The organism is Nostoc sp. UHCC 0251, assembly GCF_034932245.1.
GTDB lineage: Bacteria > Cyanobacteriota > Cyanobacteriia > Cyanobacteriales > Nostocaceae > Nostoc.
Genome location: NZ_JAYGHD010000006.1, coordinates 17,768 through 37,344 on the forward strand (window position 1 = coordinate 17,768; position 19,577 = coordinate 37,344).

Below are 19,577 nucleotides of genomic sequence, written 5' to 3' on the forward strand. Positions count from 1 at the left end.
TAGTAATATACTCATTACTTTTAATTAGAAATTTAAGAAACAAAGTATTTCTCAACATCGACTAATACTACAAACCGCAAATTTCTGACTTGCTTAATCTATTTTCTATATGTATACATGATGTTACATGTAATAAAAAATGAGGAAATTTTTAATTTCTGCCGAACAAATACTTGCAGTCACTTGCTTGATGCTCTACTCAGGAACCCCGCTAGACGCTTTTCTAACGGATGGCTTTACTGTAAAAGAGGGTGATAGAACTATATTTCGATTGCTTTATACTTTTACATATATAATTAGCCTTTCCTTAATTACTCTACGTTGGAAGAAGGTTACTTATGTCTTTAGCAGAGATAAATTTATTTGGATATTGCTCGGGGTTTGTGCATTTTCTAGTTTTTGGTCTTTAGATCCAGATACTACTATACGCCGTGTTGTAGGTCTAACAGGAACAATGCTCTTTGGGCTTTATTTAGCTTCACGCTACACCTTGAAACAACAGCTAAAGATATATGCATACATGTTTGGTATCTCAGCAATAATGTGTTTATTGTTTGTTCTATTAGTACCAAAGTACGGTATTGTAAGCAGTATTCACATAGGTGCTTGGCGAGGCATATACGCACAGAAAAACATTCTTGGCAAAAGATTTGTACTTGGTGGAGCAATATTTTTATTTCTTGCCATGACTAATCGAGAAAATCGCTGGGTTTCATGGCTTGGCTATATTACTTCTGGGTTACTTATATTATTTTCACAATCAGCAACATCTGTAGTGAATTTTTTAATCATTACAGGTAGTTATCTTATATATTCTCGAATTTTAAATTTAAAGTATAAAGTAATGATACCTGTTGTAACGTTGCTATCAACAGTTGGCATAGCTTTTTATACTTGGTTTGTCTCACAATCTGATCAAATTCTAGGCTCAGTAGGCAAGGACACAACACTCACTGGACGTTCAGAATTATGGCCTGCTGTGTTGGAGATGATTGCAAAAAAACCGTGGCTAGGATATGGCTATGGAGCATTTTGGGATGATAGTGTTGAGTCTTCTATTGTTATACAAACCGTACAATGGAATGCTCCTAATGCTCACAATGGTTTTTTGGATCTCTGGCTAGCCTTGGGTCTACTAGGAGTTTTGGTTTTTTTAATTGGGTTCGTTATTAATTTATTAAGAGCGCTATATTTAATGCGATGGAATCAAACATCTGAAAATTTATGGCTTTTAATTTATTTTACCTATATGATTTTTTCAAATTTAACTGAAACTACCTTACTAGAGCAAAATAGTTTGGAATGGATACTTTATGTATCAGCAATATTATCAAGTAAACTTTCTACACGCGCAAATTCCAATTCGTAAAAATAAAATCCATAGGCTTACGCAATTTCAGGAGAAGGCTAGGCAAAATTTTAAATATCGTAAAAGCAATCAAATCTAAAGTTGTGATTTTTTCCTTGATAAATCAATCAAAAATAGACCCAAAGATAGACAAAGTGTTGATAAATTAGAGCTAATATGTCGAATTAATAGTCTCAAGATTATCATATTAAGTTATAGCTATACTCCAACAGGGTGGCAATAGTAATCGATTTTCGGATTTTAAACTGCAATTTGATTTAGGGAAAAGTTTACTGGTTTTGGATTAAAGGTTTTTTATTTTTCCTTTCCTATACCCCTTTTCTCCAAAACCTGACAAGTATTGAGCAGGGTGGTAATTATTATTAGGAAAAACTTTTCTTGAACTTTTTAATTATAAAATGAGGCTTTGAAGCTTTATCTAGGATCTAAGGTGACAACAAGTGTTTTTCCTCTATAGTTTTTAATGTGCTCGACTTTCCCGTTTTTGCCGAATGCACATAAATCCCAATTACAGTAGAGTAAGTAACTAATTCATAATTAAGGTACATGGGTATTATGGGTGAACCAAAGAGAATTGATTATTTTTTAAATAGGAGTTGAGGGACTACACAGTATGGAGAAGATACTTAAGTGTTAATATCAAGCTCCGAAACTGTTAAAGGCTTATGATCAAACTTGGCAAAGCTAGTAGTTACTTTAAATTTGGGATGGTGACTAAATTTGTACCTTAGATAGTTTATACTATTGTGATATTGTCAAATCGTTTCAGTCTTGTAAATTGCAGTGGTTTGTGCGTTCTCTAAGTCAATTTTTAGTTTCTTGCTTAAAACCTGTACTTTTGAAGATTTATGCCAGAAAAATCTATGGAATCTAGAGAATCTATCGATTTAGACCTGAGTCGTTACTTATTGATATTAAAACGATGGTGGCTACCTGCTACTGCAATATTTGCAGCTACAGTTATGCTCAGTGCTATAGCTACACAATTTATGAAGCCATCCTATGAAGCCGAAGGAAAACTGTTATTTAGAATTCCTTCTTTTAAAGTAGCAGGATCTAATCTTTTACCTAATAACAATGAAGGAGGAGATCCAGGAGATTTAAAATCCCTGCTAGCGACTCAAAATCCTATAAATACTCAAATAGAAGTTATTTCTTCACCTATTCTATTGCAGCGAACAATAGATAAACTAAGACTTAAAGACGAAGAAGGTAAACCTCTGGAAGTAGAGAAACTACGAAAATCTCTGATCCTAAAAATTGTTGGCGGCACAGATGTATTGCGAATTAGCTATACCAGCCCTGACCCCGAAAAATCGGCGGCTGTGGTGAACACAATCATGAGTCTCTATTTAGAAAATGACATTCTGACAAATCGCTCTGAGGCAGCAGAAACTCGTCAATTTATGGCCAAGCAGCTTCCTAAAACTCAAGAGGCTGTTAATAATGCGGAAGTAGCACTACGTATATTTAAACAAAAGCATCAGATTGCAGATTTATCAGAGGAGACAAGGTCAGCCGTTGCAACTATTGGAAATCTAGACAATGAGATGAATACTGTTAAGGCTCAACTGGATGAGGTAAACGCCCAAACCAATGAACTGCGACAGAAAGTAGAGCTAAATTCTCAAGAAGCGATCGCTGTGAGTGCCCTCAGTCAGTCGCCAGCAGTCCAGGGAGTTCTTACACAACTTCAAGAAACCGACCGACAGTTAGCGATTGAGCGTAGCCGTTTCTTAGATGACAACCCCGTAATCATTAACTTAGAAGCAAAGAAAGCTAGCTTAAAATCACTCCTGCAACAGCAAGTTGGTCAGACTGTTGGTAATCAAACACAAATTCCGCAGAGCCTATTGCAGATTGGAGAACTCAGACAAAACCTGATCCAAAATTTTCTGCAGTCAGAAGTACAGCGCTTTGGTTTAGCTAAAAGACTCTCCTCTCTATATAATTCCCGTGCTACCTACGAGCAGCGAGTGAAGATTATACCCCAGTTAGCACAAAATCAAAGGGAGTTAGAACGGAAAGTTGAAGTTGCAGAATCGACGTATCAAACTCTTTTGAAAAAGGTTCAAGAATTACAGTTAGTTGAGAATACAAATACAGCCAGTTCGCGGATTATCGCTCAGGCTTTAGTGCCCAAAGATCCAGTAGCAGGCAAAAAAGTTATTGTTTTGCTGCTAGGAGTGATGTTCGGTTTATTTTTGGCCACTACAACTGTTCTCTTGCTAGGCATGAGAGATAGATCTCTGAATACACTTAAGGAAATCAGGGATGTATTTAGATATACGTTGCTGGGAATCGTTCCTTTGTCAGTTAAAAAGGTTCGCTCCCGTGATTCAAACGGAGAATCAATAACTCCAAAAATTGCTGTTAGAGATACGCCTTACTCTTTAACTAGCGAAATCTACCGAATGATTCAAGCTAATCTGAAATTTTTAAGTTCAGATAAGGTGCTGAAAACTATTGTGGTAACTAGCGCAGTTCCTAAAGAAGGCAAGTCTACAGTTTCAGCCAATTTGGCAGCAGCGATCGCTCAACTAGGGCGTAAAGTTTTATTAATTGATGCAGATATGCGAGTTCCTTCTCAGCATCATCTTTGGGATCTAACTAATGCAGTTGGTTTGAGTGAGGTTCTTGTAGGTCAGGCTGAATTTGACGTTACTGTCTCTAAGGTAATGGATAATCTTGATGTCTTAACTGCTGGGGTTAGACCTCCCAACCCCCTTGCTTTGCTTGACTCAAAACGGATGGCATCATTAATTGAAAATTTCTCATCTCAAGAGAACTATGATTTTGTAATTATTGATGCTCCTCCCCTCCTTTTGGCAGCCGATGCTTTGACTTTAAGCCAAATGACTGATGGTATTTTGTTAGTAGCTCGACCTGGGGTAATTGATTCTAACAGTGCTAACGCTGCTCAAGAGATGTTAGAAAGATCTAATTACAACGTACTAGGCTTGGTGGTGAATGGAATCATTGATAAAAATGAATCTAGTAGTTATTTGTACCACGATCATGAATATTTTAAACCACCAAAGTTAACAAAAGAGTTTCAAGGACTTGCAAAAAAATAAAACCTTTAAAGGTTAGGAAATACTCCAAGACATATTAATAAACCATTATCCTGATTCATGTGATAATTTGATATGGGGAATGTAGGTTAAAACTTACAGTTCGCCCATTTTATTTTTCTTAGAGTTAGGAAAAATCAGGAGTCTAGTTTTGACTAGGGATTGAATATACAAAAAAATCATTGCCGTTAAAGCAACAGCTATGTTTAGCACGCAATTACCCATAAATTATCGTAGCCTGATGTTAGGTATTACCTATTTTCGCAAACGCTGAAATCCTGATTATTTCTTAATACAATACATTTTTTCTGAGTTCCTAATAAATGAGCCAACAGTGAGTGATAAAAACGGGTTGTAAACATAAATACTGTATCAATCAGCATTTTGCAATACAACCCAATTCCATACTTTTAACTACTAACTCTACCACACTACACTACCGAATTTCGTATGCCCCTCTATCGGCTCCTGAACCCTTTATGCGAGAGTCGCCTTCAAAATCGGTTGTTACACTATTGAACTTCATACCACTATTAATTGCCGGACTCGTCGACTTCAGTCTAAAATCCCCATACGAGGCATTCATAAACTGTGGATCTGCAATCATATCATGAGGTCCGGAAGCAATTATCGAGGAACTATTGGCGTTGATGTTGTAGTCAAACCTGACGTTTTTACCACGGGCGTTCATATTTATCGGTTTCCCACGCTCAGAATAAAGGATGTTATTGAGAACGTTGATATTATTTGAACTATTGACCGAAATTTGCCCGTATGAAATTTCCGGACTCTGGTTATTCATATAACTAGTGTTGTGGACAATATCGATATTCTCACTTTGGAATACGTGAATTCCGCCACCACCATTTTTATATGTGATGTTACTAGCAATCAAAGTACGTCCTCGATACGCACTTATTCTTGATCCCTTTTGCTTATTCATGCCACGATCAATAATAATGCCATTACCGTCTTGGATCTTGCCAGTAGTAATCCAGGGAATGAGCATTCGATTGTTGTAAACCTTGTTTCTGGTCACAAATATCTTGTAGTTTTGGCTGTTGTCAGAATTCCAATTGTTGAGCAGCGAAATGCCACTACAGCCGTAAACTGCGTACCAAGCATTATTGAACACCTCGTTATTATCTATTGTTAGATAATCTGATTCAATGGCTACAATGCCTACACCTCCACAACCATGTACTTTGTTGTTGAGAATACGTATATGGTGGGGACGACGATTTTTTGATCCATCTATGCTGATGCAATTTCCATTGGTTAGTGGGTTTGATGTGTTATACCTCTGACTCCGCGCATAACCATAGCTGATATTGTCATTGTTACCTTCAACCTCCAGCCCGTTTACCTCAACATATGATGCTCCATTGTAAATCTGAATTCCATGCCATCCATTGTGCTTAAGTTTCGGCCGATGTCCAGGATATGCTTTATACGTAATCCATGCATTTGACCTTCCAGAGCGTTTAATATCTACTACCGATCCAGTTGGGTGTGCATTCTTGTATACCCCGTTCATGATGAGTACCGTGTCCCCAGGGTTAGTTAGGTCTGCTGCCCTTTGAATTGTCCTAAAGGCGGATGAAGTAGTACGTCCGCTATTTCTATCGTTTCCTTCACCACTAACATAATATGTTGTCGCAGTTGGAACCTTGCTGATCAGCTTGCGGCTTGGTAGTGGAATTTCTTGCTCAGTGAATGACTGACGAACATCTTTAACTAAAGATTCTGTTATTTTCTGTCCTTGAACCAGACCTGTTAATGCCCAGGGAAGTACAAGAGATGCGCTCAAACTGAGAAAACCTAAACCATGAATCATCATAGGGAAAAAATAGGGTATGTTGCAAAAACTGATTCGTCAACGGTCAGTAGCTCTAGCCTTAGTCAGTTACTCAGTATTGGATACGGTTGTGTAACTGCCATTTGTAAGTTTATACACCGTTTATCAGGTTCCAACCTGAGAATTTTCACGTAAATATGGCTGAAAAGCCTTATTAGCTCGTCTTCCAAAAAATAGCATCTATATAGTAAAAGTACTGAAGGAAAATGATTCAGTATCCAGACTTACTCCATTAATGGACACCAAGCAACTGTACAAATGGCGTCATTTCCAATTCGACATCATTGTACTGTGTATACGCGGGATCTGTGGTTAAGATAGTAGATCTGTTATCAATTAGTTAATTTACTTAAATAATTCTTATAATAATGAGAATCATAAAATAACTATAAGTAAGATAAAGCCGATAAATTATAGGCTTGCATTTTAAAGTATTCTCATTCTCATCAAAATGAGAGTAACTAAAGCAAAGTTTGGAAAAGCCTATCAATCATAGATTAAGAATTTTCAGTAAAATCTTTAGGTGTATAGTATTTGTCAATGAGTAATACTACTTAAAAGTTTCCTACAATGGGATAGAAAATAAGATTTTCGAGGAAGCGATCGCTAAAGACAAGCCAGTTCTTTACCTAATCTTGTCTTATCCTGTATCGAGCCAGTGCGTAACTTGCTTGTCCGTAGTAGTATAATGAAGGGTATTTTAGCCTACTAATCTTTTTGGAATAAGAGATTGCATAGCTTACTTCTCTGCGAGAGTACGGCTCTACACATCATATTTAAACGCATCCATTTATTCTTGCCCTCAAAAGGCAGTACAACAGCTAATTTCATGCTGCAATTATGAGCCTATAGTTGTTTTTTTATAGCAATCGCAATAAAACGAATTTTTATCTCTCACAAATGATTAAATAAGCTATGTTAACTCTTAACTATTAAGCCTTGATCTATACATAATGCAATTTTGGGGACGAAGAGGGTTAAGCAACGTCCCCTATTTACACCCGTCTTTTAAACTAGATTCCGAACAACCTCAGAATATTAAAAATAACACCCAAAGGTCCAGTTATAGTGTTTGTGGTATCGCCAGTTTTAGCTATACCAGATCGGTTAACTACCACAACATCATTATTACGGAGTATAGGATTAGTTTGCTCATTAATCCCAGCGGAGAAATCCACTTTTACTATACGTTTCGTGACAGAACCATTAGGGTTGAGGCGAATCAAATCAACAGCACTACTACTAGCTCTCGCATCATTAAAGCCTCCAGCAGCGAGTATAGCTTGATTTAAAGAGCTATTCGGCTGAACGTCTGTTAACCCTGGCTTTTTAACTTCGCCTACCACACCAACTTGAATGCGTGCAGGAGATAAAGTAGTGGTAGCTAATTGAGTGGCTTCTGCGGGGTTGATTTCAGTTGCCGTCGGAATAACAATCGTATCTCCGTCTTGCACAATAATGTCTTGATTGGCATCACCACTCTGCAATAATTGCCAAAGATTGATATCTATAGCTTGTTCTGAGCCAGTTCTTGTAGGTCGGCGTAGCTTGAGATTACGAACATCAGCCTGTGCTGTAACTCCCCCAGCCAGTTGAATAACTCGTGTCACATTTGGTAAACCATTGGGAGTGGTAGTACCACTGTTAGCGGCTGCGCCCCCCTGTGCATCTGTGCTGGCTGGGGTGACAAGATACGAACCGGGACGGTTAACTTCACCAATAATTGTTACCGTGCGAGGTGTGGTTTGGCTGGCGGCAAAGTTGGATGCAAATATATTGCGAGATTCTGCCACGTTGAAGGTGGTTGCTGTTGGCACAACGATGGTATCTCCATCTCGCAAGGTAATATCCTGTGATAACCTGCCTGTTTGGATGAATTCCTTCAAATTGACGGTGACGGTTTGCTCTGAGGAGCGTCCTACTTTACGCCGTAATTGAACTTGAGTAACATCCGCAGCCAGGGTTACACCCTGCGCTGTTGTCAATGCGGCTAGTACAGTGGGATATTGTACGCCTGGATTGTCTCCCGCGCCTCCGCTCAAGTTCAGGGTATAAGCTCCTGGACGTGTTACCTCTCCAGCAACGGAAACATTTATCGGACGAGGCGATAACAAATTGACTGATATTAAAGGACGTTTGAGGAAGCGAGCATATCTTCTGGCAATTTCGTCAGCAGCCTGTTCAGTTGTTAGACCGAGGACTGACACACTGCCAATTAAAGGTAAGTTGATTGCTCCACCTGGGGGAATTTGATATTCGCCTGTATATTCAGGTACTTCAAATACATTTACACGGATGCGATCGCCGCCTCCTAATGAATAATTAGTATCTAATTGTGTTTGTGTACTTGGTGTTTGTGTTGTTGGTGGTAGTGGTTGTCCCTGAGCTAGACTGACAGATGGCACAACGGCATTGACAGCAGTTAACAAAGCCACACCCACAACTGGCTGAGTTAGGAATTTAAACAAAGTTGTGTTAAGCATATTTACCTGAGACTCTGAAACTACGATCAATAAAGTACTGTCTTAACATTTTTATTTTGACTATACCTAAGTATTCAAGTTCCCCGACACTCTTATTTTCCTCGAAAAGTGTCATTTTCCGGAGTAAATTTATCTATTGAATTTGAATTTTTAGTGAAGTTAATCTAAAGTTCACCCAACTTGAATATAAGAGTTATCAAAAAATATTAGGACTTATACCGTTTCTTTGTGAAGCTGCATATATTTACCCCCCGGCTACGCCGTCCCCCCTTCACAAGGGGGGACTGATTATGTGCATCTTCATACAGAATTGGTATTATGCAAATAAACACAGTTTATACAAGAAATTATTGTTAACCAATAAAGTACTTACGAATAAAATTTTCTTGCCAAAGTCAATTTTACGACATTTAAACCGTGAATTTAAATCTGCTTGAACTAACCAAATTCTGAACAATTTCATTAAATAAATACAAATAACCCTAAAAAGAGATTGGAATTTGATTTTTTGTAGCTTGGTTTGAGAAAGATAAACTCAAAAAGCCATAAATTATGGGTTTAGTTTCTCAAGCCTACCCAAAACTTCCTATTTGGCAACAAGATTAATTAAGCGAGTTATTTTTCTGTTCAATTTGTTGAATAAAAAACTCTTCTAGGGAGTAACGCGACAAGTTCATGGCAATAATTTTACCCTCCATGAGACGAAGACTAGCGAGAAAATCATAGTAATCGTCTTGTAGTGTGCCCTGCCAGGAACCATCAGGTTCAAATCTGAGAGTGGGTATCCATTTTTTGAGAATTTCCCAGTCACCACCTTGACCTTTTACATGATATGTGTCGTTTTTACCTAAGAGTTCATTCAGGGAACCAGAGCAAATTAATTCACCTTGAGCGAGGATAGCAATGCGATCGCAAATCTGTTCTACTTCACTAAGAACGTGGCTGTTAAAAAAAATCGTTTTTCCGGCGGCTTTTAGTGCCAAAATAATTTCCCGCATTTGGTAGCGTCCCACTGGGTCAAGACCAGACATCGGTTCATCCAGAAAAACCAAATCTGGCTCGTTAATTAGTGCCTGTGCCATACCGACACGCTGTAGCATTCCTTTAGAATAGCGACGCAGCAGCTTTTTGCGGGCATCAGCTTGGGATAGACCCACTAATTCCAGCAGTTGGGGAATGCGTTGGCGTTGTGTACTTTTGGGAATTTGGAATAGCCCAGCGGCTAGCTGCAAAAATTCCCAGCCAGTGAGATAGTCATATAAATAGGGATTTTCCGGCAGATAACCAATATGTTGCTTGATAGTGCGATCGCCTAGTGGCTCACCCAATAATAATCCTCGTCCAGAGCTAGGACGAATAATTCCCAGCAATAATTTTAACAGGGTGGTTTTCCCAGCACCGTTTGGCCCCAACAACCCAAAGGTTTCGCCTTTATAAACTGTTAAAGAACAGTTTTTGAGAGATACGACTTTTTGATTTAGCCAAAAACCAGTGCGATAGACTTTTCGTAACTCAGAAGTCAGGACTACTGGCGCAGTGTCAGTCGTATTAAGTTGAGAATCAGGGTCATCTGCAACAGACTTCATCTCGGTTCAATTACTAATTACCAGCTTGGTATTAATTACAAGTTACCCAGTAGGCTGATAATAACCATCACTGAGCAGTGTGTCAATTATCGGGGAATGGGGAATGGGAATTGGGGACTGGGGACTGGGGAATGGGGAATGGGGAATGGGGAATGGGGAATGGGGAATGGGGAATAAAGAGACAAGGGGACTTGCAACAAATCTTTCCCCTTGTCCCCAATTCTCCTTGTCCCTAAGTCTTCTTGCCAATGCCCAATGCCCAATGCCCCATGCCCAATGCCCAATATCCAATTTGACTCCTTTCATAGAACGCCTTTAGAACTGGGAATTAGACCAGCACGACGAGGGTCAATTTCCACCGCCAGCCGTGTTGCTCTTGCAAAGGCTTTAAATGTTGCTTCAATAATGTGATGGGAATTAATGCCATCCAATTGCCGAATGTGAAGTGTCATTTGGCTATGGTTCACGATTGCCACAAAAAATTCGCGTACTAGTTGGGTGTCATAGGTTCCTACACGCTGGGTAGGGATTTGCAAGCCGTAGCTGAGGTGAGGACGTCCAGAAAAGTCTAACGCTACCTGAACTAAGGCTTCATCCAGTGGCGCAAGAAAATTACCAAAGCGGACAATCCCTTTTCTGTCTCCTAGTGCTTGGTTAAAAGCTTGCCCTAAGGTAATACCTACATCTTCGTTGGTGTGATGGTCATCAATTTCCCAGTCTCCCTTGGCTTGGACATTTATATCAATCAGCCCGTGGGAGGCAATTTGATGCAACATGTGATCTAAAAACGGAACACCTGTTGCTGCTGTGCAAGTTCCTCTACCATCTAAGTTGATCGTAACTTGCACATCAGTTTCACCAGTGGTGCGGTGAACAGTGGCAATCCGAGGGGTTGTATTTAACTGGTCGTAGCTTGAATTAATTTGACGATTGGTTGTTTGCATAGGGAATTGGGAATGGAGAATGGAGAATGGGGAATGGGTAAGAAGAATTCTTCACTTACTCCCCACTCCCTATTCCCCACTCCCCAAATTATCTTACATTCCCATGATTTCATATCCTGCATCTACATATAGAATTTGTCCGGTAATACCACTGGACAAATCACTACACAAGAAAGCCGCAGTGTTACCCACTTCTAGTTGAGTGACGGTGCGTCGTAGGGGAGCTACTTCTTCTACATGATGAATCATATCCAAAATCCCACCCACCGCTGAAGATGCCAAAGTACGGATGGGGCCTGCGGAGATGGCATTCACGCGGATATTTTGCGGCCCTAGTTCAGCGGCTAGGTAACGCACACTCATTTCTAATCCCGCCTTGGCAACTCCCATGACATTATAGTTAGGGATTGCTCTGACACCGCCTAAATATGTGAGGGTGACGATACTACCTCCCTCAGTCATCAAAGGTTTAGCTGCACCACTTAACTGCACCAGCGAGTAGGTACTAATTTCTAAGGCGGTGTTGAAGCCAGAACGAGAAGTCCCGCTAAAATCTCCACTCAAATCGTCTTTGCTGGCAAAGGCCAAACAATGGATGAGGATGTCTAGCTTTCCCCACTGATTACGGATTGTGTCAAAGGTAGATTGAATCTGTTCATCATTTTGGACATTACAGGGAAGAAATAAGCTGGGGTTGAGGGGTTCTACCAACTCCGCAACTTTTTTCTCCATCTTGCCGCGTTCATCCGGTAGGTAGGTAATACCCAGGTTTGCTCCGGCTTTATGCAGCTGTTGGGCGATGCCCCAGGCGATCGAGCGGTTATTGGCAATACCTGTAACAAGGGCATTTTTTCCAGTCAGATTTAGCATAGAAATTGTTAATGCGATCGATCATTAGGAGCATACTAGAATCTGAGCCACCTTTTGTCTTTGTTTTATACAGGATTTGCAAAAATGAATATTGATAAGGGTGTTTGCTAAGACAAAATTATTGATTTTTCCTAAAGATTTTCTCAAGATATCTTTATTTGTTCTTTAAAAAACCTTTTAAATAAAGCTATTGGAACTACTTATCAACAATTAGTAGCTGAAAGGATCAACAATTATGTATCATAATAAACAAAGAGTTATGAAGAGATTGGTTTGAGTATAGGAAAGTACAGAAAGGTTGACGGTGCTATATTCATTTTTCGGGTGTATTCTTAGGTAATCAGTTTTTGTTTTTCCGGCATTGGGTAGGGGAAGGGAGATGATCGTGACACAAGATAAAGCCCTAGCAAATGTTTTTCGTCAGATGGCGACCGGGGCGTTTCCGCCAGTTGTGGAAACGTTTGAACGCAATAAAACGATCTTTTTTCCTGGCGATCCTGCCGAACGAGTTTATTTTCTTTTGAAAGGTGCTGTTAAACTTTCCAGGGTGTACGAGGCAGGAGAGGAAATAACGGTAGCGTTGCTGCGGGAAAATAGTGTTTTTGGTGTATTGTCATTGCTGACAGGAAATAAATCGGATCGGTTTTACCACGCGGTTGCATTTACGCCTGCGGAATTACTGTCAGCACCAATTGAACAGGTGGAGGTAGCACTTAAGGAAAATCCAGAATTATCAATGTTAATGCTGCGAGGTCTGTCTTCGCGGATTTTACAAACAGAGATGATGATTGAAACTCTCGCCCACCGAGATATGGGTTCTAGGTTGGTGAGTTTTTTGCTAATTCTTTGTCGGGATTTTGGTGTTCCTTGTGCAGATGGAATCACAATTGATCTGAAGTTATCTCATCAAGCGATCGCAGAAGCAATTGGTTCAACTCGTGTTACCGTTACTAGGCTACTAGGGGATTTGCGTGAGAAAAAGATGATTTCTATTCACAAAAAGAAGATTACTGTGCATAAACCTGTTACCTTAAGTAGGCAATTCACATAAATGCAATTGGAAAAAGGGGAATCGGCACGTGTTCTATTTTCAAAAATGACACTAATAGCTAGAGGTAAATCTAAAATTGAGTAATTTCAGCTATTGCCAATTTCCACTTCTTTCCAGACAATGCTTAAAAGTAGTAGGCTGTATCTGGAAGGATTTCGGTAGCTAAAGATGACCACCGGATACATCCTCATCGCAGCAATTTTAATCTTGGGAGGCGTAATTGCAACCGTGGGCGATCGCATCGGCACACGAGTTGGCAAAGCCCGCCTCTCACTTTTTAACCTTCGTCCGAAAAATACTGCTGTAGTGGTAACTATTTTTACGGGCGGTTTGATTTCAGCATCAACCTTAGGAATTTTATTCGCTGCCGACGAAGGCTTGCGAAAAGGAGTCTTTGAGTTAGAGGATATTCAAACAGACCTCAGACAGAAGCGGGAACAGTTAAAAACCGCAGAAACTCAAAAAAGCCAGGTAGAAAGCGAGCTAAACCAAGCAAGAATTGCCCAAGCAAAAGCACAACAAGACTTGCAGGCAATTAATAAATCTTTGCAAGCGGCCAATGCCAAACAACTCCAAACACAAGCTCAGTTGAACCGCACCATTAGTCAACAAGCCCAAACTCAAACTCAACTCCAACGCACTCAAGGTCAGCTAGGACAAGTTGTAAGTCAGTACCAAAAAGCTATAGCTGAATTGCAAAGCGTTTACAATCAGAGAAAAGAGCTACAAGCGGCAGTTGAGCAACTGAAGACAGAACGTCAACGATTGTACGCTGAAGCTAAAAAAGCTATTGACGAAGCCAAAACAGCAATTGAAAAACGCGATCGCGAACTTGCTAACCGTCAAGAAGCCGTAGAACAACGCGATCGCAAAATCGCCCAACTAGATCAACTGATTCAAAAGCGTAATGTAGAAGTTGCAGCGCGAGAGAAAGTGATTGCCAAACGGGAATCGCGCCTCAAAGAATTAGAAGCACAACAGCAGCAACTAGAACTTGAAGTTGCAAGGTTAGAAAAATATTATCAGTCCTACCGCGACCTGCGTCTAGGTAAGCTGGCCTTAGTTCGCGGTCAAGTTCTGGCCGCGGGTGTAGTTCGTGTTACGCAACCTACTGCTGCTCGTCAGGCAGTGGAACAACTTTTACAAGAAGCTAACCGCAATGCCAACCTCGAATTAAGTGAGCCTGGCGCAAATCCTGCAAATGCAGAGCTACTACGCTTCACCCAGGAGAGGGTTGAAAAATTGAGTAAGCAGATTGAGGATGGTCAAGAATACGTGGTGCGAATTTTTTCTGCTGGTAATTATGTCAGGGGAGAAAAACAGATAGAGTTTTTCGCCGATACAGCTCGGAATGAATTGGTTTTTTCGGAAGGCGCAGTGCTGGCCACAACTACTACCGATTCCAAAACCATGACATCCTATCAGTTACAGCAACGGCTGGAAATACTGATTTCTGCTTCTCAATTTCGGGCCCGTAACGCCGGAATTATCGAAAATGTCCAAGTAGACGGTACTTTTCTGCGCTTTGTCAACCAATTAAGACAGTACAATCAACCATTGGAAATCAAAGCGATCGCAGCAGAGGACACTTATACAGCCGGGCCATTGAGAGTCAAATTAGTGGCAATAGTCAACGGACAAATTATCTTTAGTACTTAAAAAAGTATTTGCACACTGTTATTAGTAAGATTTAAAGATATTGAACAGCAGCCAAAATAGTTGCTGTGATTGTATTTCTTAATTTCTAATTCTTAATTTTGAATTTTGAATTTCTTATGACTTCCAGTGAATTTTCAGCAACGCAACCAGTCATATTAGGGTTTGATCCAGGTCGAGATAAGTGTGGTTTAGCGGTAATGGGGCTGGATCGGCAACTGTATTATCATCAGGTCGTGCTAGCAAAAGAGGCGATCGCTACCATTGAGACACTGCGTCAAAAGTTTCCTATCTCCTTAATGGTAATGGGCGACCAAACTACAGCCAAGCAGTGGAGGCAGCAGTTATATCAGGAATTGACAGAACCTCTGAGTATTATTTTAGTGGATGAGCGCTACACAACCTTAGAAGCACGCGATCGCTATTGGCAAATGTTTCCGCCCCAGGGGCTAACAAAGCTATTGCCACAAGGTCTGCGACAGCCACCAAGACCGATAGATGACATTGTTGCCATCCTCTTAATCGAAAGATACTTAAATCGCCTCACTCAATCAGCACTCAGCAGTCAGGAGTAAGGAATTAGGTCATTAACTCCTAACTCCTGTACAGACGCGATTAATCACGTCTCTCTTAACTTTTAAAGTTCCGCCCGAATAGTAAAAGCATAATCTCCTCCAGGCTCTAGCTGGTAATCTTGTTGCTCCAAGAATCGACCAAGGGGTTCTTTGATTAAGGCGCGGCCTTGGGAAGGCTTGACGGCAAGTTCTCCCCGGCGAAAATGCCACTGAAAATGCCACTCAAACTCACCGGCACTCACTTCACCCTCAAGGAAGCCGTGTTGCCAGGATTGGCGGGTAATTCTGACATGGGCAGTGGTTTCTGGCAGTCGTCTTTTAGCACTCACTATGCTTTATGTCAAGTGTGGAATAACAGCCGATTATTTAGGCTACTTATTTTATTTATCAAACATAGCTTAATTAAACAAACTGACAAAGTGGGTATTTGTAGTTGACTAGGTTGTGTTAACGAGCAAAACGATCCCACGATACTGAAGTCGCAGCTATAACCCAAGACAGGTCAGTTAAGATTTAAGATTCTCCCCAACCACCCTTTTTAGAGCGTCTGGGAATCGACTGGCATGGGTTGAGGGCCAAAAATAACCCAAGCCTATTGGACTATAACCTGCGCGAACTTAATGCCAAAAAATTTAGGTCAACAGGCTATCCTGTGGGTAGTTTTGGTTAAAACTTTAAGAATGAGTGTATCCTAGAAACTGCATATCGGATGCTTCTTTCATCAGTATATTGTGGGTTAATTGGAATTTCCTTGAAGAATTTCAGCACAATTACAGCCCGATAAAGCTTGGAGTATTTAAATTGCTTTTCTTGGATATCAAAACGCAGGATATTTTCTAGTGGATGTTCAATAACTTGGTTTACACGCAGGCTTTTACGTTCGATAAATACCTTATCGATACTCTTATAGAAGGTACAGGTAGTTATAGGTGATGTGGCAAAAAAAGTCGCGATCGCTATCATAATCAATAAAAATAAACTTAAGAAAAATAAATAATTGTGCTGATTTTGCTGCACGAATAGGGAAGTTTGCCCAGATTTAATAAAATCGTTAATTTTAAAGGTAATTTCCTGATTATCTTGATAGCTAACATGGGATAAAAGAGCAAAGTATCGAAATGGAGTCACAATCACAACTTGATAGGTTTTCCCCCCTTTGCTATGAGTCTTTGTAAGAATGTATGCTTCCTGCGGATCAAACATTTTAAGTTTCTCCATACTTCCCACCAAAGTGAACCGCCTCAACTCACAATTAATTTGGTTTGATGGGAGGCGATCGCAAGTTAGTTTAACTGAAGCAAACTCAAAAAATAAGCAGTAAATCAAAAAGCTTAAGCATAAAGTAAGAATACACCACCCAGTAAGCCAATCTCTGAGTGGTCGATGCTTTAGCTGCAATCTGGTACGGGTTTCCTCGACAATTTTCATCAGTGCCTGTGTATAGAATACTTAAACCCTGAGTAGAGTATTCCCTTGGTAGCCCGTTCACCGCTCACTAAATCTAAGTACCAGGGAGGATTTATGATGAATAGCTACAAAAGCTTTGGCTAACTGATAGATAATTGGGGCAGAAAGCTATAGCTAGAAGCATGGAAACTAAACAGCTAGGAAAAACTGGCATCTTTGTGAGTGCGATCGGTTTGGGTGGTATGCCCATGTCAATTTCTAATCGCCCTTCCGAATCAGAGTCAATCCAAGTTATTTATCGAGCTTTGGATCTGGGTATTACATTTATTGACACTGCCGATTCTTACTGCAAAGATGAGTCCGATAAGCATCACAACGAGCGACTAATTCACAAGGCACTTACTAGTTACAAAGGCGATGTTGGCCAAGTAATTGTGGCAACTAAGGGTGGGTTGATGCGTCCCGATGGAAACTGGACAAGCAACGGCAACCCAGAACATTTACGCCAAACAATTCGAGTTAGCTTTGAGGCGTTAGGTGGTGCTAAACCCATCGATGTTTGGCAATATCATTCTCCCGATACTAATTACACCATTGAAGAATCCCTTGCGCCAGTTAAAGAAGCAGTAGAGGCTGGTTTGATTCGGTTTGTGGGAGTTTCTAACTTTTCTGTTGAACAAATTAAGCGGGCGCGGGATGTGGTGGATATTGTCTCAGTCCAGAATCAATACAGCCCTTGGCAACGACAGCCAGAAAATGACGGCGTATTAAAATATTGCGAACAGCAAGGATTGACTTTTTTACCTTGGAGTCCCTTTGGTGGTAGGCGTCGTCATCAGGGCTTGCAAGATATCCCTGCGATCGCTAAGTTAGCTAAAGAAAAAAGCGTGTCAGTATATAATATTGTGCTGGCGTGGTTGCGTTCCAAGTCACCTGCTATTTTGCCAATTCCTGGTGCTAGCAAGGTTTCTAGCATTGAAGACTCAGCACAAGCTATCAATCTGAAACTCTCTGATGATGAAGTACAAAAAATTGATCAGGCAACTTAATCATTCCATTAGCTGATGTAGATTTAGTGGCAGTTTTCAAAGATTTACGCACCATGTTTAGTTAGTTTAAGACAGCGTAATCAACAATTTAAAATTCCAAATCAACAGACTTGTAAATAACTTCATAAACCCGGTTTATTAAAAAAAACCGGGTTTTTTATAAAGTATACTTTCCCTTAAATTAAACTTTGTATAGTATTGCCATCTAAGTAATAAATCTAAAATTTATGCAGCTAAATTCTCTAACCAATAGGTCAAAGCAGATGGTAAATTTGTTTGCTTTTTTGCTACTGGTTTCCTCATTTTGCTGGCAAAATTCAGTGAAGGCGCAGCCTCAGCCAAATACGCAACTTCTGCCGTTTTTTGATGATGTAGATAACCCGGTTCCTGTTCGTTTCCCCGCAGGGCGACCGGTAGATATTACACCACCTCCACCGCAGCTAAATCCTTTTGACAAGGCTGTATTAAAACTCTGTGGCCCTATTGGTACAAGAGTGAGTTCTAATAATTTTAAACAGTTATTGTCTTATTACCCAGATGTCTTGCAGAAACTTCAGCAAGCTAGCGGCGGTGAACTGCGTCCAGGACGTAAGAATAAAGCACAATTCCTCGAAGATTTAACGAATATTTGGTTTCAACGCCGAGGGTTTGAGCATATATTTTGTGGTGAAATATATAACGCCAATGATATAGGTGGCTTACATTTTTACGGCAGATATTTACAGTTACAAAATGAAGGAATAGGCGGACGGTTGCCAAATAATCAAGGACGAGAGGAAGTTATTCCTAATGTAATTTATACAATGGGTGTAGTGATTAAGCAGAAAAATCGGACAGTAACAGATGTCATCAAAGGCTATGGCTACCTCAGCAATGCCGAAGAAATACTTTTAGATACCACGAAAGTATTTAAGCTCCAAGGTAATAATGAGGGAGCGTGTATTTATAATGTACGTGACCAAGAAACAGGTAAATCCTTTCCTACAGTTTTTGTCAGTAAAGAAAAAGCGATCATTACCTATTATCCCGATGCTACCCCTCAAGGTGCAAAATGTAAAAGCTAAATTCCTAGATTGCCTGTACTAGGCTGATAAAGAAAAGACATGATCTTAGAAACACACCGCTTGCTAATGCGTGACTTTGTAGAGGCAGATTGGCAAGCGGTTTTTGCCTATCAATCTGATCCTTTGTACTTGCGTTATAGCTATTGGACACATCGCACACAGAAGGATGTTTGCGAATTTGTACAGATGTTTATTGACCAGCAAAAAGAGCAACCAAGAACAAAATTTCAGTTAGCTGTTGTCCTGAAAGAAGAAAATCGGCTTATTGGCAATTGTGGCATCCGTGTCAACGATTCTGAACTGCGGGAAGCAAACATCGGCTATGAATTGAACGCTCAGTATTGGGGACAAGGTTATGCAACAGAAGCAGCACAGGCCATTTTAAAGTTTGGCTTTGAAGAACTGGGAATGCATCGTATCTGGTCTTGGTGTGTTGCAGAGAATGTTGCTTCTGTAAGGGTATTAGAAAAAATTGGTATGCGTTGTGAAGGTCATCTGCGGGAAAAAGAGTTAATTAAAGGCAGATGGTACGACAATTTTCTTTACGCTATGCTTGATCACGAGTGGAAAGCAAAGTAATACTGTTTCTAT

16 protein-coding genes are annotated in these 19,577 nt (G+C 40.2%); 8 read left to right on the forward strand and 8 right to left on the reverse strand.

What is annotated here, in order from left to right; translation table 11 throughout:
• The first annotated feature begins 139 nt into the window (after positions 1-139).
• Complete coding sequence (locus VB740_RS01675) at positions 140-1,369, forward strand: O-antigen ligase family protein (RefSeq protein WP_323198358.1); 1,230 nt, start codon at positions 140-142, stop codon at positions 1,367-1,369.
• A gap of 848 nt (positions 1,370-2,217) precedes the next feature.
• On the forward strand, positions 2,218-4,446 hold the full coding sequence (locus tag VB740_RS01680) for a GumC family protein (protein ID WP_323198359.1): 2,229 nt from the start codon (positions 2,218-2,220) through the stop codon (positions 4,444-4,446).
• A 433-nt stretch (positions 4,447-4,879) separates the two neighbouring features.
• On the opposite strand, the gene VB740_RS01685 is transcribed toward VB740_RS01680, so the two are convergent.
• From VB740_RS01685 to fabI, 6 genes are all read right to left on the reverse strand, one after another.
• Entirely contained in the window at positions 4,880-6,283 is a 1,404-nt protein-coding gene (locus tag VB740_RS01685) for a right-handed parallel beta-helix repeat-containing protein (protein ID WP_323198360.1), read from the reverse strand.
• A 1,031-nt stretch (positions 6,284-7,314) separates the two neighbouring features.
• A complete protein-coding gene (locus VB740_RS01690) occupies positions 7,315-8,784 on the reverse strand; it encodes an SLBB domain-containing protein (RefSeq protein ID WP_323198361.1) in 1,470 nt (489 codons plus the stop codon).
• Between the two features lie 602 nt (positions 8,785-9,386).
• Entirely contained in the window at positions 9,387-10,370 is a 984-nt protein-coding gene (locus VB740_RS01695; RefSeq protein ID WP_323198362.1) for an ABC transporter ATP-binding protein, read from the reverse strand.
• 42 nt (positions 10,371-10,412) lie between these two features.
• Positions 10,413-10,676 carry a hypothetical protein gene (locus VB740_RS01700; protein WP_323198363.1) on the reverse strand — a complete coding sequence of 88 codons (264 nt, stop codon included), beginning with the start codon at positions 10,674-10,676 and terminating at the stop codon, positions 10,413-10,415.
• Entirely contained in the window at positions 10,673-11,314 is a 642-nt protein-coding gene (hisB, locus tag VB740_RS01705; protein WP_323198364.1) for an imidazoleglycerol-phosphate dehydratase HisB, read from the reverse strand. Before hisB ends, VB740_RS01700 begins: the two co-directional genes overlap by 4 nt.
• 93 nt (positions 11,315-11,407) lie before the next feature.
• Positions 11,408-12,184, reverse strand: coding sequence for an enoyl-ACP reductase FabI (gene fabI / locus VB740_RS01710; RefSeq protein WP_323198365.1), 777 nt, complete (start codon positions 12,182-12,184; stop codon positions 11,408-11,410).
• A gap of 379 nt (positions 12,185-12,563) precedes the next feature.
• Between fabI and ntcA the strand changes: the two genes are divergently transcribed.
• From ntcA to VB740_RS01725, 3 genes are all read left to right on the forward strand, one after another.
• The gene (gene ntcA / locus VB740_RS01715; protein ID WP_322678644.1) at positions 12,564-13,235 is read left to right on the forward strand and encodes a global nitrogen regulator NtcA; all 672 of its coding nucleotides are present in this window, start codon (positions 12,564-12,566) and stop codon (positions 13,233-13,235) included.
• Positions 13,236-13,403: 168 nt separating this feature from the next.
• The gene (locus VB740_RS01720) at positions 13,404-14,894 is read left to right on the forward strand and encodes a DUF3084 domain-containing protein (RefSeq protein ID WP_323198366.1); all 1,491 of its coding nucleotides are present in this window, start codon (positions 13,404-13,406) and stop codon (positions 14,892-14,894) included.
• A 116-nt stretch (positions 14,895-15,010) separates the two neighbouring features.
• Positions 15,011-15,466 (forward strand): resolvase, encoded by a 456-nt coding sequence (locus VB740_RS01725; protein ID WP_323198367.1) that lies wholly within the window; start codon positions 15,011-15,013, stop codon positions 15,464-15,466.
• Positions 15,467-15,528: 62 nt separating this feature from the next.
• Here VB740_RS01725 and VB740_RS01730 read toward each other — a convergent pair whose 3' ends face one another.
• Together VB740_RS01730 and VB740_RS01735 are read right to left on the reverse strand one after the other, a co-directional pair.
• Positions 15,529-15,798, reverse strand: a complete 270-nt coding sequence (locus VB740_RS01730) for a DUF3146 family protein (protein WP_416289012.1) — start codon at positions 15,796-15,798, stop codon at positions 15,529-15,531.
• Between the two features lie 334 nt (positions 15,799-16,132).
• A complete protein-coding gene (locus VB740_RS01735; protein WP_323198368.1) occupies positions 16,133-16,894 on the reverse strand; it encodes a hypothetical protein in 762 nt (253 codons plus the stop codon).
• A 161-nt stretch (positions 16,895-17,055) separates the two neighbouring features.
• Between VB740_RS01735 and VB740_RS01740 the strand changes: the two genes are divergently transcribed.
• The 3 genes from VB740_RS01740 to VB740_RS01750 all read left to right on the forward strand — a co-directional run bounded on the left by VB740_RS01740 (position 17,056) and on the right by VB740_RS01750 (position 19,565).
• Positions 17,056-17,922 (forward strand): aldo/keto reductase, encoded by an 867-nt coding sequence (locus tag VB740_RS01740; RefSeq protein WP_323198369.1) that lies wholly within the window; start codon positions 17,056-17,058, stop codon positions 17,920-17,922.
• Positions 17,923-18,185: 263 nt separating this feature from the next.
• Positions 18,186-18,986, forward strand: coding sequence for an EndoU domain-containing protein (locus VB740_RS01745; protein ID WP_323198370.1), 801 nt, complete (start codon positions 18,186-18,188; stop codon positions 18,984-18,986).
• A 39-nt stretch (positions 18,987-19,025) separates the two neighbouring features.
• A complete protein-coding gene (locus tag VB740_RS01750; protein WP_323198371.1) occupies positions 19,026-19,565 on the forward strand; it encodes a GNAT family N-acetyltransferase in 540 nt (179 codons plus the stop codon).
• Positions 19,566-19,577 lie beyond the last annotated feature (12 nt).